The 14,221-nt window shown below is 74.0% G+C and carries 17 protein-coding genes; 4 read left to right on the top strand and 13 right to left on the bottom strand.

Features of this window, described 5'->3' with window-relative positions; all coding sequences use genetic code 11:
* Window positions 1-21 precede the first annotated feature (21 nt).
* Both ACFVGO_RS17580 and ACFVGO_RS17575 read right to left on the bottom strand, forming a co-directional pair.
* Window positions 22-654 (bottom strand): PASTA domain-containing protein, encoded by a 633-nt coding sequence (locus ACFVGO_RS17580; RefSeq protein ID WP_380632610.1) that lies wholly within the window; start codon window positions 652-654, stop codon window positions 22-24.
* Entirely contained in the window at window positions 654-1,199 is a 546-nt protein-coding gene (locus ACFVGO_RS17575) for a SigE family RNA polymerase sigma factor (protein ID WP_380358256.1), read from the bottom strand. The genes ACFVGO_RS17580 and ACFVGO_RS17575 overlap by 1 nt, the downstream gene beginning before the upstream one ends.
* Window positions 1,200-1,478: 279 nt before the next feature.
* Here ACFVGO_RS17575 and ACFVGO_RS17570 point away from each other — a divergent pair, with 279 nt between their 5' ends.
* Complete coding sequence (locus tag ACFVGO_RS17570; RefSeq protein ID WP_359908286.1) at window positions 1,479-2,258, top strand: VOC family protein; 780 nt, start codon at window positions 1,479-1,481, stop codon at window positions 2,256-2,258.
* A gap of 150 nt (window positions 2,259-2,408) precedes the next feature.
* Here ACFVGO_RS17570 and hisF read toward each other — a convergent pair whose 3' ends face one another.
* From hisF to hisD, 8 genes are read right to left on the bottom strand one after another with little or no spacing between them, the layout of a single operon-like run.
* The gene (gene hisF / locus ACFVGO_RS17565; protein WP_359908289.1) at window positions 2,409-3,179 is read right to left on the bottom strand and encodes an imidazole glycerol phosphate synthase subunit HisF; all 771 of its coding nucleotides are present in this window, start codon (window positions 3,177-3,179) and stop codon (window positions 2,409-2,411) included.
* The gene (locus ACFVGO_RS17560) at window positions 3,176-3,679 is read right to left on the bottom strand and encodes a RidA family protein (RefSeq protein WP_380632607.1); all 504 of its coding nucleotides are present in this window, start codon (window positions 3,677-3,679) and stop codon (window positions 3,176-3,178) included. Before ACFVGO_RS17560 ends, hisF begins: the two co-directional genes overlap by 4 nt.
* A complete protein-coding gene (priA, locus tag ACFVGO_RS17555; protein WP_380548722.1) occupies window positions 3,676-4,398 on the bottom strand; it encodes a bifunctional 1-(5-phosphoribosyl)-5-((5-phosphoribosylamino)methylideneamino)imidazole-4-carboxamide isomerase/phosphoribosylanthranilate isomerase PriA in 723 nt (240 codons plus the stop codon). The genes ACFVGO_RS17560 and priA overlap by 4 nt, the downstream gene beginning before the upstream one ends.
* A gap of 20 nt (window positions 4,399-4,418) precedes the next feature.
* Window positions 4,419-5,054: an imidazole glycerol phosphate synthase subunit HisH gene (gene hisH, locus ACFVGO_RS17550; RefSeq protein ID WP_359908295.1), complete on the bottom strand. Its 636-nt coding sequence runs from the start codon at window positions 5,052-5,054 to the stop codon at window positions 4,419-4,421.
* A 51-nt stretch (window positions 5,055-5,105) separates the two neighbouring features.
* Window positions 5,106-5,258 carry a hypothetical protein gene (locus ACFVGO_RS17545; protein ID WP_359908297.1) on the bottom strand — a complete coding sequence of 51 codons (153 nt, stop codon included), beginning with the start codon at window positions 5,256-5,258 and terminating at the stop codon, window positions 5,106-5,108.
* Window positions 5,255-5,848 (bottom strand): imidazoleglycerol-phosphate dehydratase HisB, encoded by a 594-nt coding sequence (hisB, locus tag ACFVGO_RS17540; RefSeq protein WP_049650368.1) that lies wholly within the window; start codon window positions 5,846-5,848, stop codon window positions 5,255-5,257. The genes ACFVGO_RS17545 and hisB overlap by 4 nt, the downstream gene beginning before the upstream one ends.
* Before the next feature lie 4 nt (window positions 5,849-5,852).
* Window positions 5,853-7,004 (bottom strand): histidinol-phosphate transaminase, encoded by a 1,152-nt coding sequence (locus ACFVGO_RS17535; protein ID WP_359908300.1) that lies wholly within the window; start codon window positions 7,002-7,004, stop codon window positions 5,853-5,855.
* A 5-nt stretch (window positions 7,005-7,009) separates the two neighbouring features.
* On the bottom strand, window positions 7,010-8,317 hold the full coding sequence (gene hisD / locus ACFVGO_RS17530) for a histidinol dehydrogenase (protein WP_359908303.1): 1,308 nt from the start codon (window positions 8,315-8,317) through the stop codon (window positions 7,010-7,012).
* Between the two features lie 90 nt (window positions 8,318-8,407).
* On the opposite strand from hisD, the gene ACFVGO_RS17525 reads away from it, so the two are divergent.
* The 3 genes from ACFVGO_RS17525 to ybaK all read left to right on the top strand — a co-directional run bounded on the left by ACFVGO_RS17525 (window position 8,408) and on the right by ybaK (window position 11,368).
* Window positions 8,408-9,988, top strand: a complete 1,581-nt coding sequence (locus ACFVGO_RS17525; protein ID WP_380632603.1) for an oxidoreductase — start codon at window positions 8,408-8,410, stop codon at window positions 9,986-9,988.
* 134 nt (window positions 9,989-10,122) lie between these two features.
* Window positions 10,123-10,851, top strand: coding sequence for an LON peptidase substrate-binding domain-containing protein (locus ACFVGO_RS17520; RefSeq protein ID WP_359908309.1), 729 nt, complete (start codon window positions 10,123-10,125; stop codon window positions 10,849-10,851).
* 22 nt (window positions 10,852-10,873) lie between these two features.
* Complete coding sequence (ybaK, locus tag ACFVGO_RS17515) at window positions 10,874-11,368, top strand: Cys-tRNA(Pro) deacylase (protein ID WP_359908312.1); 495 nt, start codon at window positions 10,874-10,876, stop codon at window positions 11,366-11,368.
* Window positions 11,369-11,462: 94 nt separating this feature from the next.
* Here ybaK and ACFVGO_RS17510 read toward each other — a convergent pair whose 3' ends face one another.
* The 3 genes from ACFVGO_RS17510 to ACFVGO_RS17500 form a co-directional block, all read right to left on the bottom strand.
* Window positions 11,463-12,266, bottom strand: coding sequence for a hypothetical protein (locus ACFVGO_RS17510; RefSeq protein WP_380632602.1), 804 nt, complete (start codon window positions 12,264-12,266; stop codon window positions 11,463-11,465).
* A gap of 137 nt (window positions 12,267-12,403) precedes the next feature.
* Window positions 12,404-13,213, bottom strand: a complete 810-nt coding sequence (locus tag ACFVGO_RS17505; RefSeq protein ID WP_380355618.1) for an ABC transporter permease — start codon at window positions 13,211-13,213, stop codon at window positions 12,404-12,406.
* A complete protein-coding gene (locus ACFVGO_RS17500; RefSeq protein ID WP_380632600.1) occupies window positions 13,210-14,208 on the bottom strand; it encodes an ABC transporter ATP-binding protein in 999 nt (332 codons plus the stop codon). The genes ACFVGO_RS17505 and ACFVGO_RS17500 overlap by 4 nt, the downstream gene beginning before the upstream one ends.
* Between the last annotated feature and the right edge of the window lie 13 nt (window positions 14,209-14,221).

Genomic DNA, 14,221 nt, shown 5'->3' with positions numbered 1-14,221 from the left:
CGCGCGGCCGGGGGTGGGCGGTCAGCTTCCGGGGCGGCCCTTGGAGACGAACAGCTGGACGACGCCGTTCGCCGCCGCGGTGCGCCCGGCCTGCGGCTCGGAGTTGACGACCGACCCGGCGGGCACCTTCCAGTCGGTGAGTTCGTGGACCTCGTAGCGCAGCCCGGCCGCGTCCAACAGCCGGGTGGCGGCGTCCCGGGACAGGCCGGTGACCGCGGGGACGGTCACGGTCGCGGTGCCGGGCGCGGGCGGGGCGACGGGGGAAGGGGTGCCTTCGGTCGCCGACGGCGCGAGCGCGGACGCCGACACCGGAGCGGAGGGAGCGGAGGGAGCGGCAGGGGAGGCGGGCGGGGCAGGGGCCGGTGGCGCTGACTGGACGGCCGGGCCCGGCGCGGTCCCCGCCGGGCCGTCGCCGCCGCCCGGCGATCCGGGCAGGAGCAGGGCCGCGCCCGTCGCGATGGCGGCCACCGCCGCCACCGCCGCGACCCCGGCGAGGGCGGTGCGACGGCGCACCGCGCGCCGGATTCCGGCGGCGTCGATCACGGGGGTGGGGGTGTTGTCGGCGAAAGCGGTCATGGCGGCGAGGAGTTCCTTGTCGAAGCCGGGGTCGGGGGCGGGGGCGGAAGCGGGGTCCTGGGGCGGGAAGCGGATCATCACGCACCTTCACGCGAGGTCGACGACGCGGACGGGACGTCCTGCCGGGGCAGCGCGGCCCGCAGTTTCGCAAGCCCGCGGGCGAGTTGCGAGCGCACGGCGCCGGGGGAGATGTCGAGGGTCTGCGCGATCTCCCGGTCCCCCAGGTCGTGGAGGTAGTACAGGACGACCACGGTGCGCATCCCCATCGGCAGGGTGTGCAGCGCCGCGACGAGCTCGGCGCGCAGCTCCACCGACCGGTAGGCGTCGCGGGGGTCGGGGCGCTCGATGACGGGTTCCGGCGCGGGGCGCTCACCCGAGCGGTGCAGGCGCCGCCAGCGGTCGTTGGCCAGGTTCACCAGGATCCGGCGCACGTACGCCTCGGGCACCTCCGCGCGCGCGACCCGCCGCCAGTGTCGGCAGGCCCGTTCCAGGGCCTCCTGCACCAGGTCCTCCGCGGTGTGCGCGTCCCCGGTGAGCACGTACGCCGTGCGGAACAGCGCGCCCGCACGCTGTTCCACGAACTCGACGAAGTCGATCCCGGGACTGGCCCTGCGCAGCCTCACCCGCGGCCTCACTCTCTCTCCCGCCGTCTCTTCCGCCCCCCTGACGGCCCCCGTCCGCCCGCTGCTGCACGGCGGGCGGGGAAGTGACGCGGCTCACAGCGGGCCCCGGCCGCCTCCCCGGCTGTCCCAGGCCGTCCCGGGCCGTCCCCGGCCACCTCCCAGGCCGTCCCCCCGGCGGCTTCCCCGGCTGCGGATGTCAGTGCCCGGGTGCAGACTCGCAGGTGGCCGGGGTCCGCCCCGGGCCACCCGGCCGTCCCATCCGTCGAAGGGCACACCGCCATGCTCACCACCGACTTCCCCATCGGCTCGCCCTGCTGGATCGACCTGGGCAGCCCGGACATCCCCGCCACGGCCGCGTTCTACAGCACGGTCTTCGGCTGGACGTTCCTGGAGATCCCCGACACCGGTGGCTACGGCTTCGTCCAGCTGAACGGGAAGACCGTCGGCGCGATCGGCTCGCTCAACGAGGGTGACCCGTCCACCTGGACGACGTACTTCCGCAGCTCCGACGCGGACGCCACCGCCAATGCCGTCCGGCAGGCCGGCGGCAAAGTCCTGGTCGAGCCGATGGACGTGATGCAGGAGGGCCGACTGGCGCAGTTCTCGGACCCGCAGGGCGCCCGGTTCGCCGTCTGGCAGTCCGGCAACACCAAGGGCCTGGACGCCGTGTCGGAGGAGGGCGCCCTGGTCTGGGCCGAACTGCACACCTCCGACCAGGACGGCGCCTTCGCCTTCTACCGGCAGCTGTTCGGCTGGCGGGTGGAGAACTTCGAGCCGTCGCCGGGCATGACCTACCGGGTGCTCTCCACCGCCGAGGGCGACCAGCGGGACACCAGCTTCGGCGGCATCGCCCCGACGATGTCCCCGGAGCAGCCCTCCGCCTGGACGCCGTACTTCGCCGCCGAGGACGTGGACGCGGTGATCGCCAGGGCGACGGCGGCCGGCGGCTCGGTGCTGATGCCGGCCGCGGACGTGGAGAACGTCGGCCGGCTGGCCTGGCTGGCGGACCCGAACGGCGCCCCCTTCGCGCTGATCAAGGGCGAGCCCCAGGAGTCCTGAGGGTGCGGCGAGGGCCCGCGGTTCCGGGAACCGCGGGCCCTCGTCACGCACGGAACGCGCACGGAACGCGCGCGCCGAACGTCAGCGCACACGCAAACGAACACTCCGAACGTCAGCGCACGCGCGGAACGCACACGCACGCGCCGAACGTCAGCGCACCGGGTGCCCGGCCTCGCGCAGCGCGCCCTTGACGTCGCCGATCCGCAGGTCCCCGAAGTGGAACACGCTGGCGGCCAGCACCGCGTCCGCGCCCGCCTCGACGGCCGGCGCGAAGTCGGCGAGCCTGCCCGCTCCGCCGGAGGCGATCACCGGCACCGAGACGGCCTTGCGCACGGCCCGGATCATCTCCAGGTCGTAGCCGTCCTTGGTGCCGTCGGCGTCCATCGAGTTGAGCAGGATCTCGCCCGCGCCCAACTCGGCGGCGCGGCCCGCCCATTCGACGGCGTCCAGGCCGGTGCCCTGCCGCCCGCCGTGCGTGGTGACCTCGTAGCCCGACTCGGTCTCCGTCCCGGGCGGGCAGCGCCGGGCGTCCACCGAGAGCACCAGGACCTGCCGGCCGAAGCGCTTGGCGATCTCGCGGATCAGCTCGGGCCGGGCGATGGCCGCGGTGTTGACGCCGACCTTGTCGGCGCCGGCCCGCAGCAGCTTGTCGACGTCCTCGACGGCACGGATGCCGCCGCCCACCGTCAGCGGGATGAAGACCTGCTCGGCGGTGCGGCGGACCACGTCGTAGGTGGTCTCCCGGTCGCCGGAGGAGGCGGTGATGTCGAGGAAGGTGAGCTCGTCGGCGCCTTCGGCGTCGTAGAGCTTGGCCATCTCGACCGGGTCGCCGGCGTCGCGCAGGTTCTGGAAGTTGACGCCCTTGACCACCCGCCCGGCGTCGACGTCCAGGCAGGGGATGACACGTACTGCGAGGGTCACGGCTGTTCGCCTTCCAGGGCTTCCAGGGTTTCCAGTGCTTCCAGGGTCTTCGCCAGCCCGGACCGGTAGGCGTCGAGCTCGATCTCGACCATCATCCGGGAGTCGATGAGTCCCTCGACCACCACCATGGTGGCCGCCGGGCGTGCGGCGTCGAAGAGTTCACGGTGGGCGCGGCCCACCTCCTCGGCGTCGCGGACGTGGGTGATGTACATCCGGGTGCGGACCACGTCGTCGATGGTCAGACCGTACGCGGCCAGGGCCTTGAGCCCGACGCCGAACGCGGCGAGGGTCTGCCGGTACGGGTCGCCCTCGTGCTCGATCCGGCCGTCCACCCAGGCGGTGGAGCCGGCCACGTGCACGTGGTCCCCCGCGGCGACCGCCCGGGAGTAGCCGAACTCGTCCTCCCAGGGGGAGAATCCGCCGACCCGGCCGCGCACGACCGCGCCGTGCCCGAGCGCGCCGTGTTCGACCTCGCCGCGTACGATCCGACCATCCGTCATCCTGAAACCGCCTCCAGGGCCTCTTCGAGGGTGAACTTCTGCTCGTAGAGTGCCTTGCCCACGATGGCTCCCTCGACACCCTCACCGACGAGCGAGGCGATGGCGCGCAGGTCGTCGAGCGAGGAGACGCCGCCGGAGGCGACCACGGGCTTGGCGGTCGCGGCGCAGACGTCGCGCAGCAGCTGGAGGTTGGGGCCGGTCAGGGTGCCGTCCCGGTTGACGTCGGTGACGACGTAGCGGGCGCAGCCCTCCTGGTCGAGGCGCTCCAGCACCTCGAAGAGCTGGCCGCCGTCGCGGGTCCAGCCGCGGCCGCGCAGGGTGGTGCCGACGACGTCCAGGCCGACGGCGATCTTGTCGCCGTGCTCGGCGATGGCCTTGGCGACCCACTCCGGGGCTTCCAGGGCGGCGGTGCCGAGGTTGACCCGGGTGCAGCCGGTGGCGAGCGCGCGGGCGAGCGACTCGTCGTCGCGGATGCCGCCGGACAGCTCGACCTTGATGTCCAGCCGGCCGGTGACGTCGCGCAGCAGCTCGTAGTTGGAGCCGGTGCCGAAGGCGGCGTCCAGGTCGACCAGGTGCAGCCACTCGGCGCCGGCGTTCTGCCAGGCGAGGGCGGCGGCGAGCGGCTCGCCGAAGGAGGTCTCGGTGCCGGAGGCGCCCTTGACCAGGCGGACGGCCTGACCGTCCCGGACGTCGACGGCGGGCAGCAGTTCGAGGCTCATCAGATCCAACTCTCAGACAGTCAGAGGGTGTTGACCCAGTTGGTCAGCAGGGCGGCGCCGGCGTCGCCGGACTTCTCGGGGTGGAACTGGGTGGCCCAGAGCGGGCCGTTCTCGACGGCCGCGACGAACGGCTGCCCGTGGGTGGCCCAGGTGACCAGCGGCGGGTTGATCCGCGCGCTGTGGGCCTCCAGTTCCCAGTGCCGCACCCCGTAGGAGTGCACGAAGTAGAAGCGGGTCTGCGGGTCGAGGCCGGCGAACATCCGGCTCTCCGCGGGCGCGTCCACGGTGTTCCAGCCCATGTGCGGGACGACGGGGGCGTCCAGCGGCTCCACGGTGCCCGGCCACTCGTCGCAGCCGGCCGTCTCCACGCCGTGCTCGACCCCCTTCTCGAAGAGGATCTGCATGCCGACGCAGATGCCCATGACGGGTCGGCCGCCGGCGAGCCGGCGGCCCACGATCCAGTCCCCGCGGACGGACTTGAGTCCGCGCATGCAGGCCTCGAAGGCGCCCACGCCGGGGACGAGCAGACCGTCCGCGGCCATCGCGGTGTCGTAGTCGGAGCTGACGGTGACGTCCGCTCCGGTCCGCTCCAGGGCGCGCTGCGCCGAGCGGAGGTTGCCGGAGCCGTAGTCGAGGACGACGACGTTCTTGCCCATGTTCAGGTGTCCAGTCTCTGTGCGGCGGGCGGCGGGTCCCGGGCGGCGGGTCTACAGGCGCAGGAGGCCGGAGGCCAGGCACATCACGGAGCCGAAGGCGAGCACCAGGATGACGCTCTTCGAGTGCTTCTGCTTCCAGAAGGAGATGACTCCGCCGGCCAGGAAGAGGCCGACGAAGATGAGGATCATCGCGGTATTGCTCACAGCGCACCCTTGGTCGACGGGAGGATTCCGGCCGCGCGCGGGTCGCGCTCGGCGGCGTAGCGCAGCGCCCGGGCCAGCGCCTTGAACTGGCACTCCACGATGTGGTGCGCGTTGCGCCCGTACGGCACGTGGACGTGCAGCGCGATCTGCGCCTGGGCCACGAAGGACTCCAGGATGTGCCGGGTCATCGTGGTGTCGTACGAGCCGATCATCGGCGCGATGCCCTCGGGCTCGGTGTGCACCAGGTACGGCCGGCCGGAGAGGTCCACGGTGACCTGGGCGAGCGACTCGTCCAGCGGCACCGTGCAGTTGCCGAAGCGGTAGATGCCCACCTTGTCGCCGAGCGCCTGCTTGAAGGCGGCGCCGAGCGCGAGGGCGGTGTCCTCGATGGTGTGGTGGGTGTCGATGTGCAGGTCGCCGTCGGTCTTGACGGTGAGGTCGAACAGGCCGTGCCGGCCGAGCTGGTCGAGCATGTGGTCGTAGAAGCCGACGCCCGTGGAGATGTCGGTCCTCCCGGTGCCGTCGAGGTCTATCTCGACCAGGACCGAGGTCTCCTTGGTGGTGCGCTCGACGCGTCCGATGCGGGACATGGGGTTACAGCTCCTGACTGGCAGCGCGCGCGGAGCGTGCTCGATCAAGGGTGGGGGTGGGAGACGGGAGGGCGGTGCGGACGGCGTCCAGGAAGGCGTCGTTCTCGGCGGGCGTGCCGGCGGTGACGCGCAGCCACCCGGGGACGCCGTTGTCGCGGACCAGGACGCCCTGGTCGAGGATGGCCTGCCAGACCGCGTGGGTGTCGGCGAAGCGGCCGAACTGGACGAAGTTGGCGTCCGAGTCGGTGACCTCCAGGCCCATTCCCCGCAGCGCGTCGACCAGCCGGTCGCGCTCCTCCTTGAGCCGCCCGACGTACCCCAGCAGGGTGTCGGTGTGCTCCAGGCAGGCCAGCGCGGTGGCCTGGGTGACGGCCGACAGGTGGTACGGCAGGCGCACCAGCTGCACCGCGTCCACCACGGCCGGGTCGGCGGCCAGGTAGCCCAGGCGCAGTCCGGCCGCGCCGAAGGCCTTGGACATGGTGCGGCTGACCACCAGGTTGGGGCGGCCCTCGATCAGCGGCAGCAGCGAGGCGCGGTGCGAGAACTCGACGTACGCCTCGTCCACCACCACCAGGCTGGGCCGGGCGGCCTGCGCGGCCTCGTACAGCCGCAGCACGGTGTCGGCGTCCACGGCGGTGCCGGTCGGGTTGTTGGGTGAGCAGACGAACACCACGTTCGGCCGGTGCTCCGCGATGGCGGTGACGGCGGCGTCCACGTCGATGGTGAAGTCGTCGTTGCGCGGGCCGGAGATCCAGGCCGTGCCGGTGCCCCGGGAGATCAGCGCGTGCATCGAGTACGAGGGCTCGAAGCCGAGCGCGCTGCGGCCGGGGCCGCCGAAGGTCTGCAGCAGCTGCTGGAGCACCTCGTTGGAGCCGTTGGCCGCCCACACCTGCTCACGCCGGACGGGGAAGCCGGTGGTCTTCCCGAGGTACCCGGCGAGGCCCTCGCGCAGCTCGACCGCGTCCCGGTCGGGGTAGCGGTTCAGCCCGCGGGCGGCCTCGGCGACGCGCTCGGCGATCCGGGCGACCAGCTCCTCGGGCAGCGGGTACGGGTTCTCGTTGGTGTTCAGCTGGACGGGCACGTCCAGCTGCGGCGCGCCGTACGGGGACTGGCCGCGCAGCTCGTCCCGGATGGGCAGGTCGTCGATGCGAGTCATGGCAGTCACGCTCCCGGCACCGTCCAGTCGAAGCGGGCCTTGATGGCGTCCCCGTGCCCCGGCAGGTCCTCGGCGTTCGCCAGGGTGACCACGTGCGCGGCGACGTCCGCCAGCGCCTCCCGGTCGTACTCGACGACCTGGACGCCGCGCAGGAAGGTCTGCACCGACAGCCCGGAGGAGTGGCAGGCGCAGCCGCCGGTCGGCAGCACGTGGTTGGAGCCGGCCGCGTAGTCGCCCAGCGAGACCGGGGTCCAGCGGCCGATGAAGATCGCGCCGGCGTTGACCACCCGGGCCGCCACGGCGTGGGCGTCGCGGGTCTGGATCTCCAGGTGCTCGGCCGCGTACGCGTTGACCACGGCGAGGCCCTGCTCCAGGTCGTCGACCAGGATGATGCCGGACTGCCTGCCGCCCAGCGCCTCGGCCACCCGCTCGCCGTGCTTGGTCCTCGCGACCTGCACGGCCAGCTCGGCCTCGACCGCGTCGGCCAGTGCCGGGGAGTCGGTGACCAGCACCGAGCCGGAGGTCGGGCCGTGCTCGGCCTGGCTGATCAGGTCGGCGGCGACGTCGGACGCCAGCGCGCTGTCGTCGGCGAGGACGGCGATCTCGGTCGGGCCGGCCTCGGAGTCGATGCCGATCCGGCCGGCGAAGTAGCGCTTGGCGGCGGCCACGTAGATGTTGCCCGGGCCGGTGACCATGTTCACCGGCGCGCACTCCTCGGTGCCGAGGGCGAACATCGCGACCGCCTGGGCGCCGCCGACGGCGTACACCTCCTCCACGCCGAGCAGCGCACAGGCCGCCAGGATGGCCGGGTGGACGCGGCCGCCGAACTCCTTCTGCGGCGGCGAGCTGACGGCGATGCCCCGGACGCCCGCCGCCTGGGCCGGCACCACGTTCATCACCACGGAGGACGGGTAGACCGCCAGCCCGCCCGGCACGTACAGGCCGACCCGCTCGACCGGCACCCAGCGCTGGGTGACCGTGCCGCCCGGCACCACCTGGGTGGTGTGCCCGGTGCGGCGCTGGTCCGCGTGCACGGCGCGGGCCCGGCGGATCGACTCCTCCAGCGCGGCCCGGACCTTCGGGTCCAGCGTCTCCAGTGCCGCGGTCAGCTGCTCGGCCGGGACCCGGGTCGACTCCAGCCGGACGCCGTCGAAGCGCTCGGTGATCTCGATCAGCGCCGCGACCCCGCGATGGCGTACGTCCTCGGCGATCGGCCGCACCTTCTCCAGGGCGGCCGCGACGTCGAACTCGGCACGGGGCAGCAGGTCACGCGGGTCGTCCAGCGAGCCGCGGAGGTCGATTCGAGAGATCACGCCACCCAGTGTAAGGAGTGGCCGGAACCGCTGGTCCCGCATTTCAGTCCGTGATACGAAGGGCGAGACGACCGGGGGGACGGGGGAAACATGGCGGAGCGTGCTCCGGAGGGCTGGAACGGGGTCGAGCGGAGGCTCTGGGAGGCCTACCGCGAGGGCGAGATCCTGGACCTCCGTACGGGCGAGGCGGAGGCCGACGACCCCTTCGGCGACGCCGTCTGGGGCCCCGAGCGCACCGTCCGCGCCGAGGTGCTCGCCCACCTGCTGCTGGCCGGCCCGGAGCCCGCCGCCGGGCGGGTCGCCTCGCTGCGGCTCAGCGGCGTGCTGGTCACCGGGGCGCTCAAGCTGGCCGGCGCCGACATCGACCGCTACGTCGAGGTCCACGGCTGCCGCTTCGACCAGAAGATCCTGATGTCCGAGGCCGTGGCCTCGACGCTGCGCTTCGTGGGCTGCCTCATCCCCCGGCTGGAGGCCTCCCGGCTCTCCACCACCGGCGACCTCCACCTGGCCCGCTGCCGCGTCCCCGAGGGCATCCGGCTCACCGACTCCAAGATCGGCACCGACCTGCTGCTCAACCAGACGGTGGTCGGCGGCGACCGCTTCGCCCGTGCCGTCTCCGCCGACGGGATCACCGTCAACCAGGACTTCGAGGCCGAACGCCTGGAGACCACGGGCGAGTTGAGCATACGGACGGCCCGGATAGGCGGCCGGCTCTCGCTGCGCGGCGCCCAGCTGCGCGCCGTCCCGGAGAAGAACCGCATCTGCTTCAACGCCGTCCGGGTCAGTGTCGGCCACACCCTGTACCTGACCGGCTCCGCCGACCGCGGCTGGTCCGGCTCCCGCGGCTACTACGGCTCCGGCTACGGCGAGTACCCGCCGCCGGACGGCCCGGTCACCCCGTTCCGCGCCTGGGGCCAGGTCCGCCTCTCCGACTCGCGCTTCGACAGCGCCTGCCTGATCTCCGGCGAGTTCCACCTGGCGGACACCGACGAACTCGCGCTGAGCCGCATCCAGACCCCCGAGCTGCGCTTCACCTGCAAGTTCCGCCCCACCGGCACCGTCTCGCTCTCCCGCGCCCGGGTCGGCAACCTGGTCGACGCCCCGGAGGCGTGGCCGCTCGGCAAGCACCTGCGCCTCACCGGCTTCGTGTACGAGAACCTGCGTCCGGCCCGCCCCTTCACCGTCCAGCAGCGGATCGCCTGGCTGGAGGGCTCCTCGGTGGACTTCCAGCCGGAGTCCTACGAGCAGCTCGCCGCCGCCCTGCGCCGCGACGGCGCCGACGACGACGCCCGCGAGGTGCTGTACGCCAAGCAGCGCCGGCGCCGGCGCACCCTGCCGCTGCCCGCCCGGGTCTGGGGCGCGGTCCAGGACGTCACCGTCGGCTACGGCTACCGGCCCGGCCGGGCGGGACTGTGGCTGCTTCTCGCCTGGATCCTCGGCAGCGTCTGGTTCGCCACCCACCCGCTGGAGCCGCTCAAGGCCGACGAGCGCCCGCACTGGAACCCGGTGCTGTACACCCTCAACCAGCTGCTGCCGATCGTGGACCTCAACCAGGGCGGCTGGAACCCCGCGGGCCTCACCCAGTGGATCTCCGCCGGGCTGGTCGTGATCGGCTGGCTGCTCGCCTCCACGGTCGTCACCGGCGCCACCAGGATGCTCCAGCGCGGCTGAGCCGGCCGACGGGCCGACGGCCGGCCCGACGGCGGTCGGCAGTCGGCGATCGGCCCGTCGGCGGCCGCCTCGTCGACGGCCGACCCCGCAGACCGTGCGACAAGGCCCCCGCCCGGGGAACTACGCTGTCCGCCGTGACAGAACGGCTGCCGCTCTTCCCGCTGAACACCGTGCTCTACCCGGGCCTGGTGCTGCCCCTGAACGTCTTCGAGGAGCGCTACCGCCGTCTCGTCGCCGACCTGCTCGAACAGTCCGAGGACACCCCCCGGCGGTTCGGCGTGCTCGCGATCAGGGACGGCCGGGAGGTCGCCCCGGTCAGACCCGAGGGCGGCCCGGCCGGCCCGCTGGACGGCCTCGGCACCGCCACCGGGGACCCCTTGGAGGCGATGTTCCACATCGGCTGCGTCGCCGACATCGCCTCGGTCGAGCACCAGCCGGACGGCCGCTACGAGCTGCTGGTCACCGGCACCACCCGGTTCCGGCTGCGCTCGGCGGACGTCTCCGGCCCGTACCTGACCGGTGAGATCGAGTCGATCGAGGAGCGCCCCGGCGAGGGCTCCGGCGCGCTGGCCTCCGAGGTCGAGCGGGCGTTCCGGGTCTACCAGAAGCGCCTGGCCGGCGCCCGCGAGGCCAGCACCGTCGGCCACCAGGAGCTCCCGGACGACCCTCAGGTGCTCTCCTACCTGGTCGCCGCCGCCTCGGTGTTCGAGACCCCGGTCAAGCAGCAGCTGCTCGCCTGCCCGGACAACGCCCAGCGGCTGCGCGCCGAACTCGACCTGCTGCGCCGCGAGAGCGCCGTCCTCAGCTGGCTGCCCTCGCTGCCCGCCACCGACCTCACCCGCCAGCGCTTCAGCCCCAACTGACCGAGGACCCCGAGGACCCGACATGGCCAAGAAGCCCAGGAAGGGCGGCCAGGGCACGCCCGCCACCGTCGCCCTGGAAGCCGCCGCCGTCCCGTTCACCGTGCACGCCTACGACCACGACCCGGCCGCCGCCTCCTACGGCGGCGAGGCCGCCGAGGTCCTCGGCATCGCCCCCGAGCGGGTCTTCAAGACCCTCGTCGCCGACGTGGACGGCACCCTCACCGTCGGCGTGGTCCCGGTCGCCGGCCAGCTCGACCTCAAGGCCCTGGCGGCGGCCGTCGGCGGCAAGCGCGCCGCCATGGCCGACCCGGCCGCCGCCGAGCGCAGCAGCGGCTACGTCCTCGGCGGCATCTCCCCGCTGGGCCAGCGCCGCCCGCTGCGGACCGTCGTCGACGCCAGCGCGCTCGGCCACCCCACCGTCTACGTCTCGGCGGGCCGCCGCGGCCTCGAAGTCGAACTGGCCCCGGGCGACCTCGTCACACTCACCAGGGCCAGCACCGCCCCCATCGCCCGCTGAGCGCTGCCGAGCACCTTCCGGGCCCTGCCGAGCGCCCCCGGAGCCCCTCCCCCGCGAAAGCGGCGGCTCGGGGGCTCGGGGGACGACGCGTACGTCAGTGCCCCGTACCGCTCCCCGTTCCCGTCCCCGGCTGCGACCCCGCTCCCGGGTACGGCCCGGCCCACGGCCCCGTCGGCGCCCCCGCCGGAGGCGCCCCCAGCGGCGACTGCGCCACCGGCGCCCAGTACGGCGGCGGGTCCTCCTCGCGCTTCCCGAACGCCGCCGAGAGCAGGAGCAGCACCACCATCGCCGTCATCGGCCAGACCAGCAGCGCACCCAGCGCCCCCAGGTCGATGCCCGCGTCGAAGTGCCCGCCGTTGCCGACCCGCCGGGCCTCGCCGATCAGGTCGTTGCCCGGCCCGAGCCAGCGCCCGATCCGCCAGGCCCCGATCGACCCGAGCAGCCCGCCGACGGTCAGCCCCAGCGCGACCGCGATGCCGCCGCCGCGCCTGCGGGTGATCAGGAAGGCGCCGAGCGCGGTCAGGGTCCCCGCCCCCAGGCAGATGAGCACGAACACCGCGTCGGCGCCGGCCCGCTGCTCCCCCTCGGGGTCGGCGTAGAGGATGCGGTCCCCGTCCACCACCAGCGGCACCTTCGGCGCCAGCCAGGCCCACAGCCCGGCCACCACCAGACCGGCCACCAGGCAGGCGACCACGACCCCCGCCCCGACCCGGACCTCCGGCAGCAGCCGCTGCCCCAGCGGGGTCGTCCCGTGCCCGAGGGCGGTGGCCCCGTACGGCGGCGCGAACGGGTCGGACGCTGCGTCCGGCACCGCCTGCGCATCGCGCGCGTCGTGCACGCCGTGCGGGCCCTGCACGTCGGCGGGGGCGGGATCCGGAGGTGTGTTCGGTACGGTCACGGACCCCATCGTTTCACGACGGCCACTCGAACGACCCACCACCGTACCGACCGCCGTACCGGGCCCGCACCGGCCCGCACCGGCCCGTGCCGCCCGGGACCGGTCAGCGACCGCGGGACGGCCCGCCGCGCAACGCCCTACCGCGAGACCGCCCGCCGGTACGCCCAGGTGGCGACGGCCAGCGACACCACGCCCACCCCCGCGCAGACCGCCAGGTCCCCGAGCACCAGCGCCCAGTCCGGATCCGGCGCGAACGTCCGCGCGAAGGCGTCCACCCCGTACGTGGACGGCAGCAGGTCCCGCAGCCACTGCACCGGCTGCGGCAGGTGGTTCACCGGCAGCACGCCCAGCAGCAGGGCCGCCGACATCCCGAGCTGCCCGAGCATCGTCGCGATCTCCTGGCGCGGCGCCAGCAGGCCGCAGGCCGCTCCCAGCCCGGACAGCGCGGCCCCGGCCAGCGGCACGACCGCCAGCAGCACCCACAGCTGCCCGAGCGGCAACCCGAACATCACCGCCCCGAACACCGCCGTGACGAGCGTCCCGGGCAGGGTGAAGGAGGCGTACGCGGCGGCCGCCCCCAGCACCACCGAGGCGGCCGGCACCGGCAGCGTCGCGTAGTGGTCGAGCCCGCCGGTGGCCCGCAGCTTCCCGAAGTACTGGGCGAGCAGGTTCAGCGCGACGAAGGCCACCACCAGCACGCTCGACCCGGCGACCACCGACCGCGCCTCCGAGGACTGCCCGGCGTCCACCACGCCCCGCATCATCACCAGGATGCCCACGGACTGGAAGGTGGCCACGAACAGCAGCGGGATGCGCGCCACCCGTGCCCGGGCGAGCTGCGCCCGGTACACGGCCGCGAGCGCCGGCAGCAGCCTGGCCGCGGGGGCGAGCGGAGCGGGGGCGGCCGTGGACCGGTCGGTCCGCGGGGGCACCGAGAGCAGTGTCACTTGGCCAGTCCTCCGTGGCGGCCGCCCAGCTTGAGGTACGCGTCCTCAAGGCTCGGGGTGGCGAGGGTGAAGTCGTCGAGGGCGGCGAAGGCCGGGCCGGTGGTGACGGCGGCGACCAGTTCGCGGGCCTGCTCGGGGGTGGTGCGGACGGTCCAGCGGCGGCCGGTGCACTCGGCCCGCTCGCGCAGCGCGGCGACGGCGGGCACGCCGACCGGCGCCTCGTCCCGCCAGACCAGGTCGAGCCGGACGTCACCGTCCACCAGCGCCTTGAGCCCGCCGGGCGTGTCGCAGGCGATCACCCGGCCGTCGTCCACCACGGCGACCCGGTCGAGCACCGTCTCCGCCTCGATCACGTTGTGGGTGACCAGCAGCACCGTCGTCCCGTGCTCGGCGCGCCGCCGGTCCACGGCGCTCCACACGGCCCGCCGGGCGACGGGGTCCATGCCGGTGGTGGGCTCGTCCAGGACGAGCAGCGGCCGGTCCCCCACCAGGGCGGCCGCGAAGCAGGCGAGCCGCCGCTGTCCGCCGGACAGCTTGGCGAGCGGCCGGGTGGCGATCGGCTCCAGCCCGAGCTCCGTCAGCACGTCCGCGGCCGTACCGCGGGCCTGGGCCCGGGTGAGTCCGCGCAGCCGTCCGGTGGTCTCGGCGGCGAGCGCCACCGTCAGCTCGTCCAGCGCGGTGGATTCCTGCCCGAGGTAGCCGAGCAGCCGGGCGGCCCGCTCGGGGTGCCGCACGATGTCGTGGCCGAAGAGTTCGACGGATCCCGAGTCGGGGCGCAGCAGCCCGGTGAGCTGGCGCACCAGCGTCGACTTCCCGGCTCCGTTGGGCCCGAGCAGCCCGAAGATCTCGCCCCTGCGGACGGTGAGGGTGATCCCGTCGTTGGCCCGGATCTCGGTGGCGGCCGCGCCGCGCCCGCTGCGGTAGGTCCTGACCAGGTCGCGCACGACGGCGCACGGCTGGGGTTCCTCGGGTGCTCGCCCGGCCGTCTCGTTCACGACCGACGACTCT

This window comes from Kitasatospora sp. NPDC057738, from assembly GCF_042798815.1.
GTDB classification, from domain to species: Bacteria; Actinomycetota; Actinomycetes; order Streptomycetales; family Streptomycetaceae; genus Kitasatospora; species Kitasatospora lactacystinica.
The sequence above is the reverse complement of the archived record's forward strand: the minus strand, read 5'-3'. Positions and strand labels throughout refer to the sequence as shown.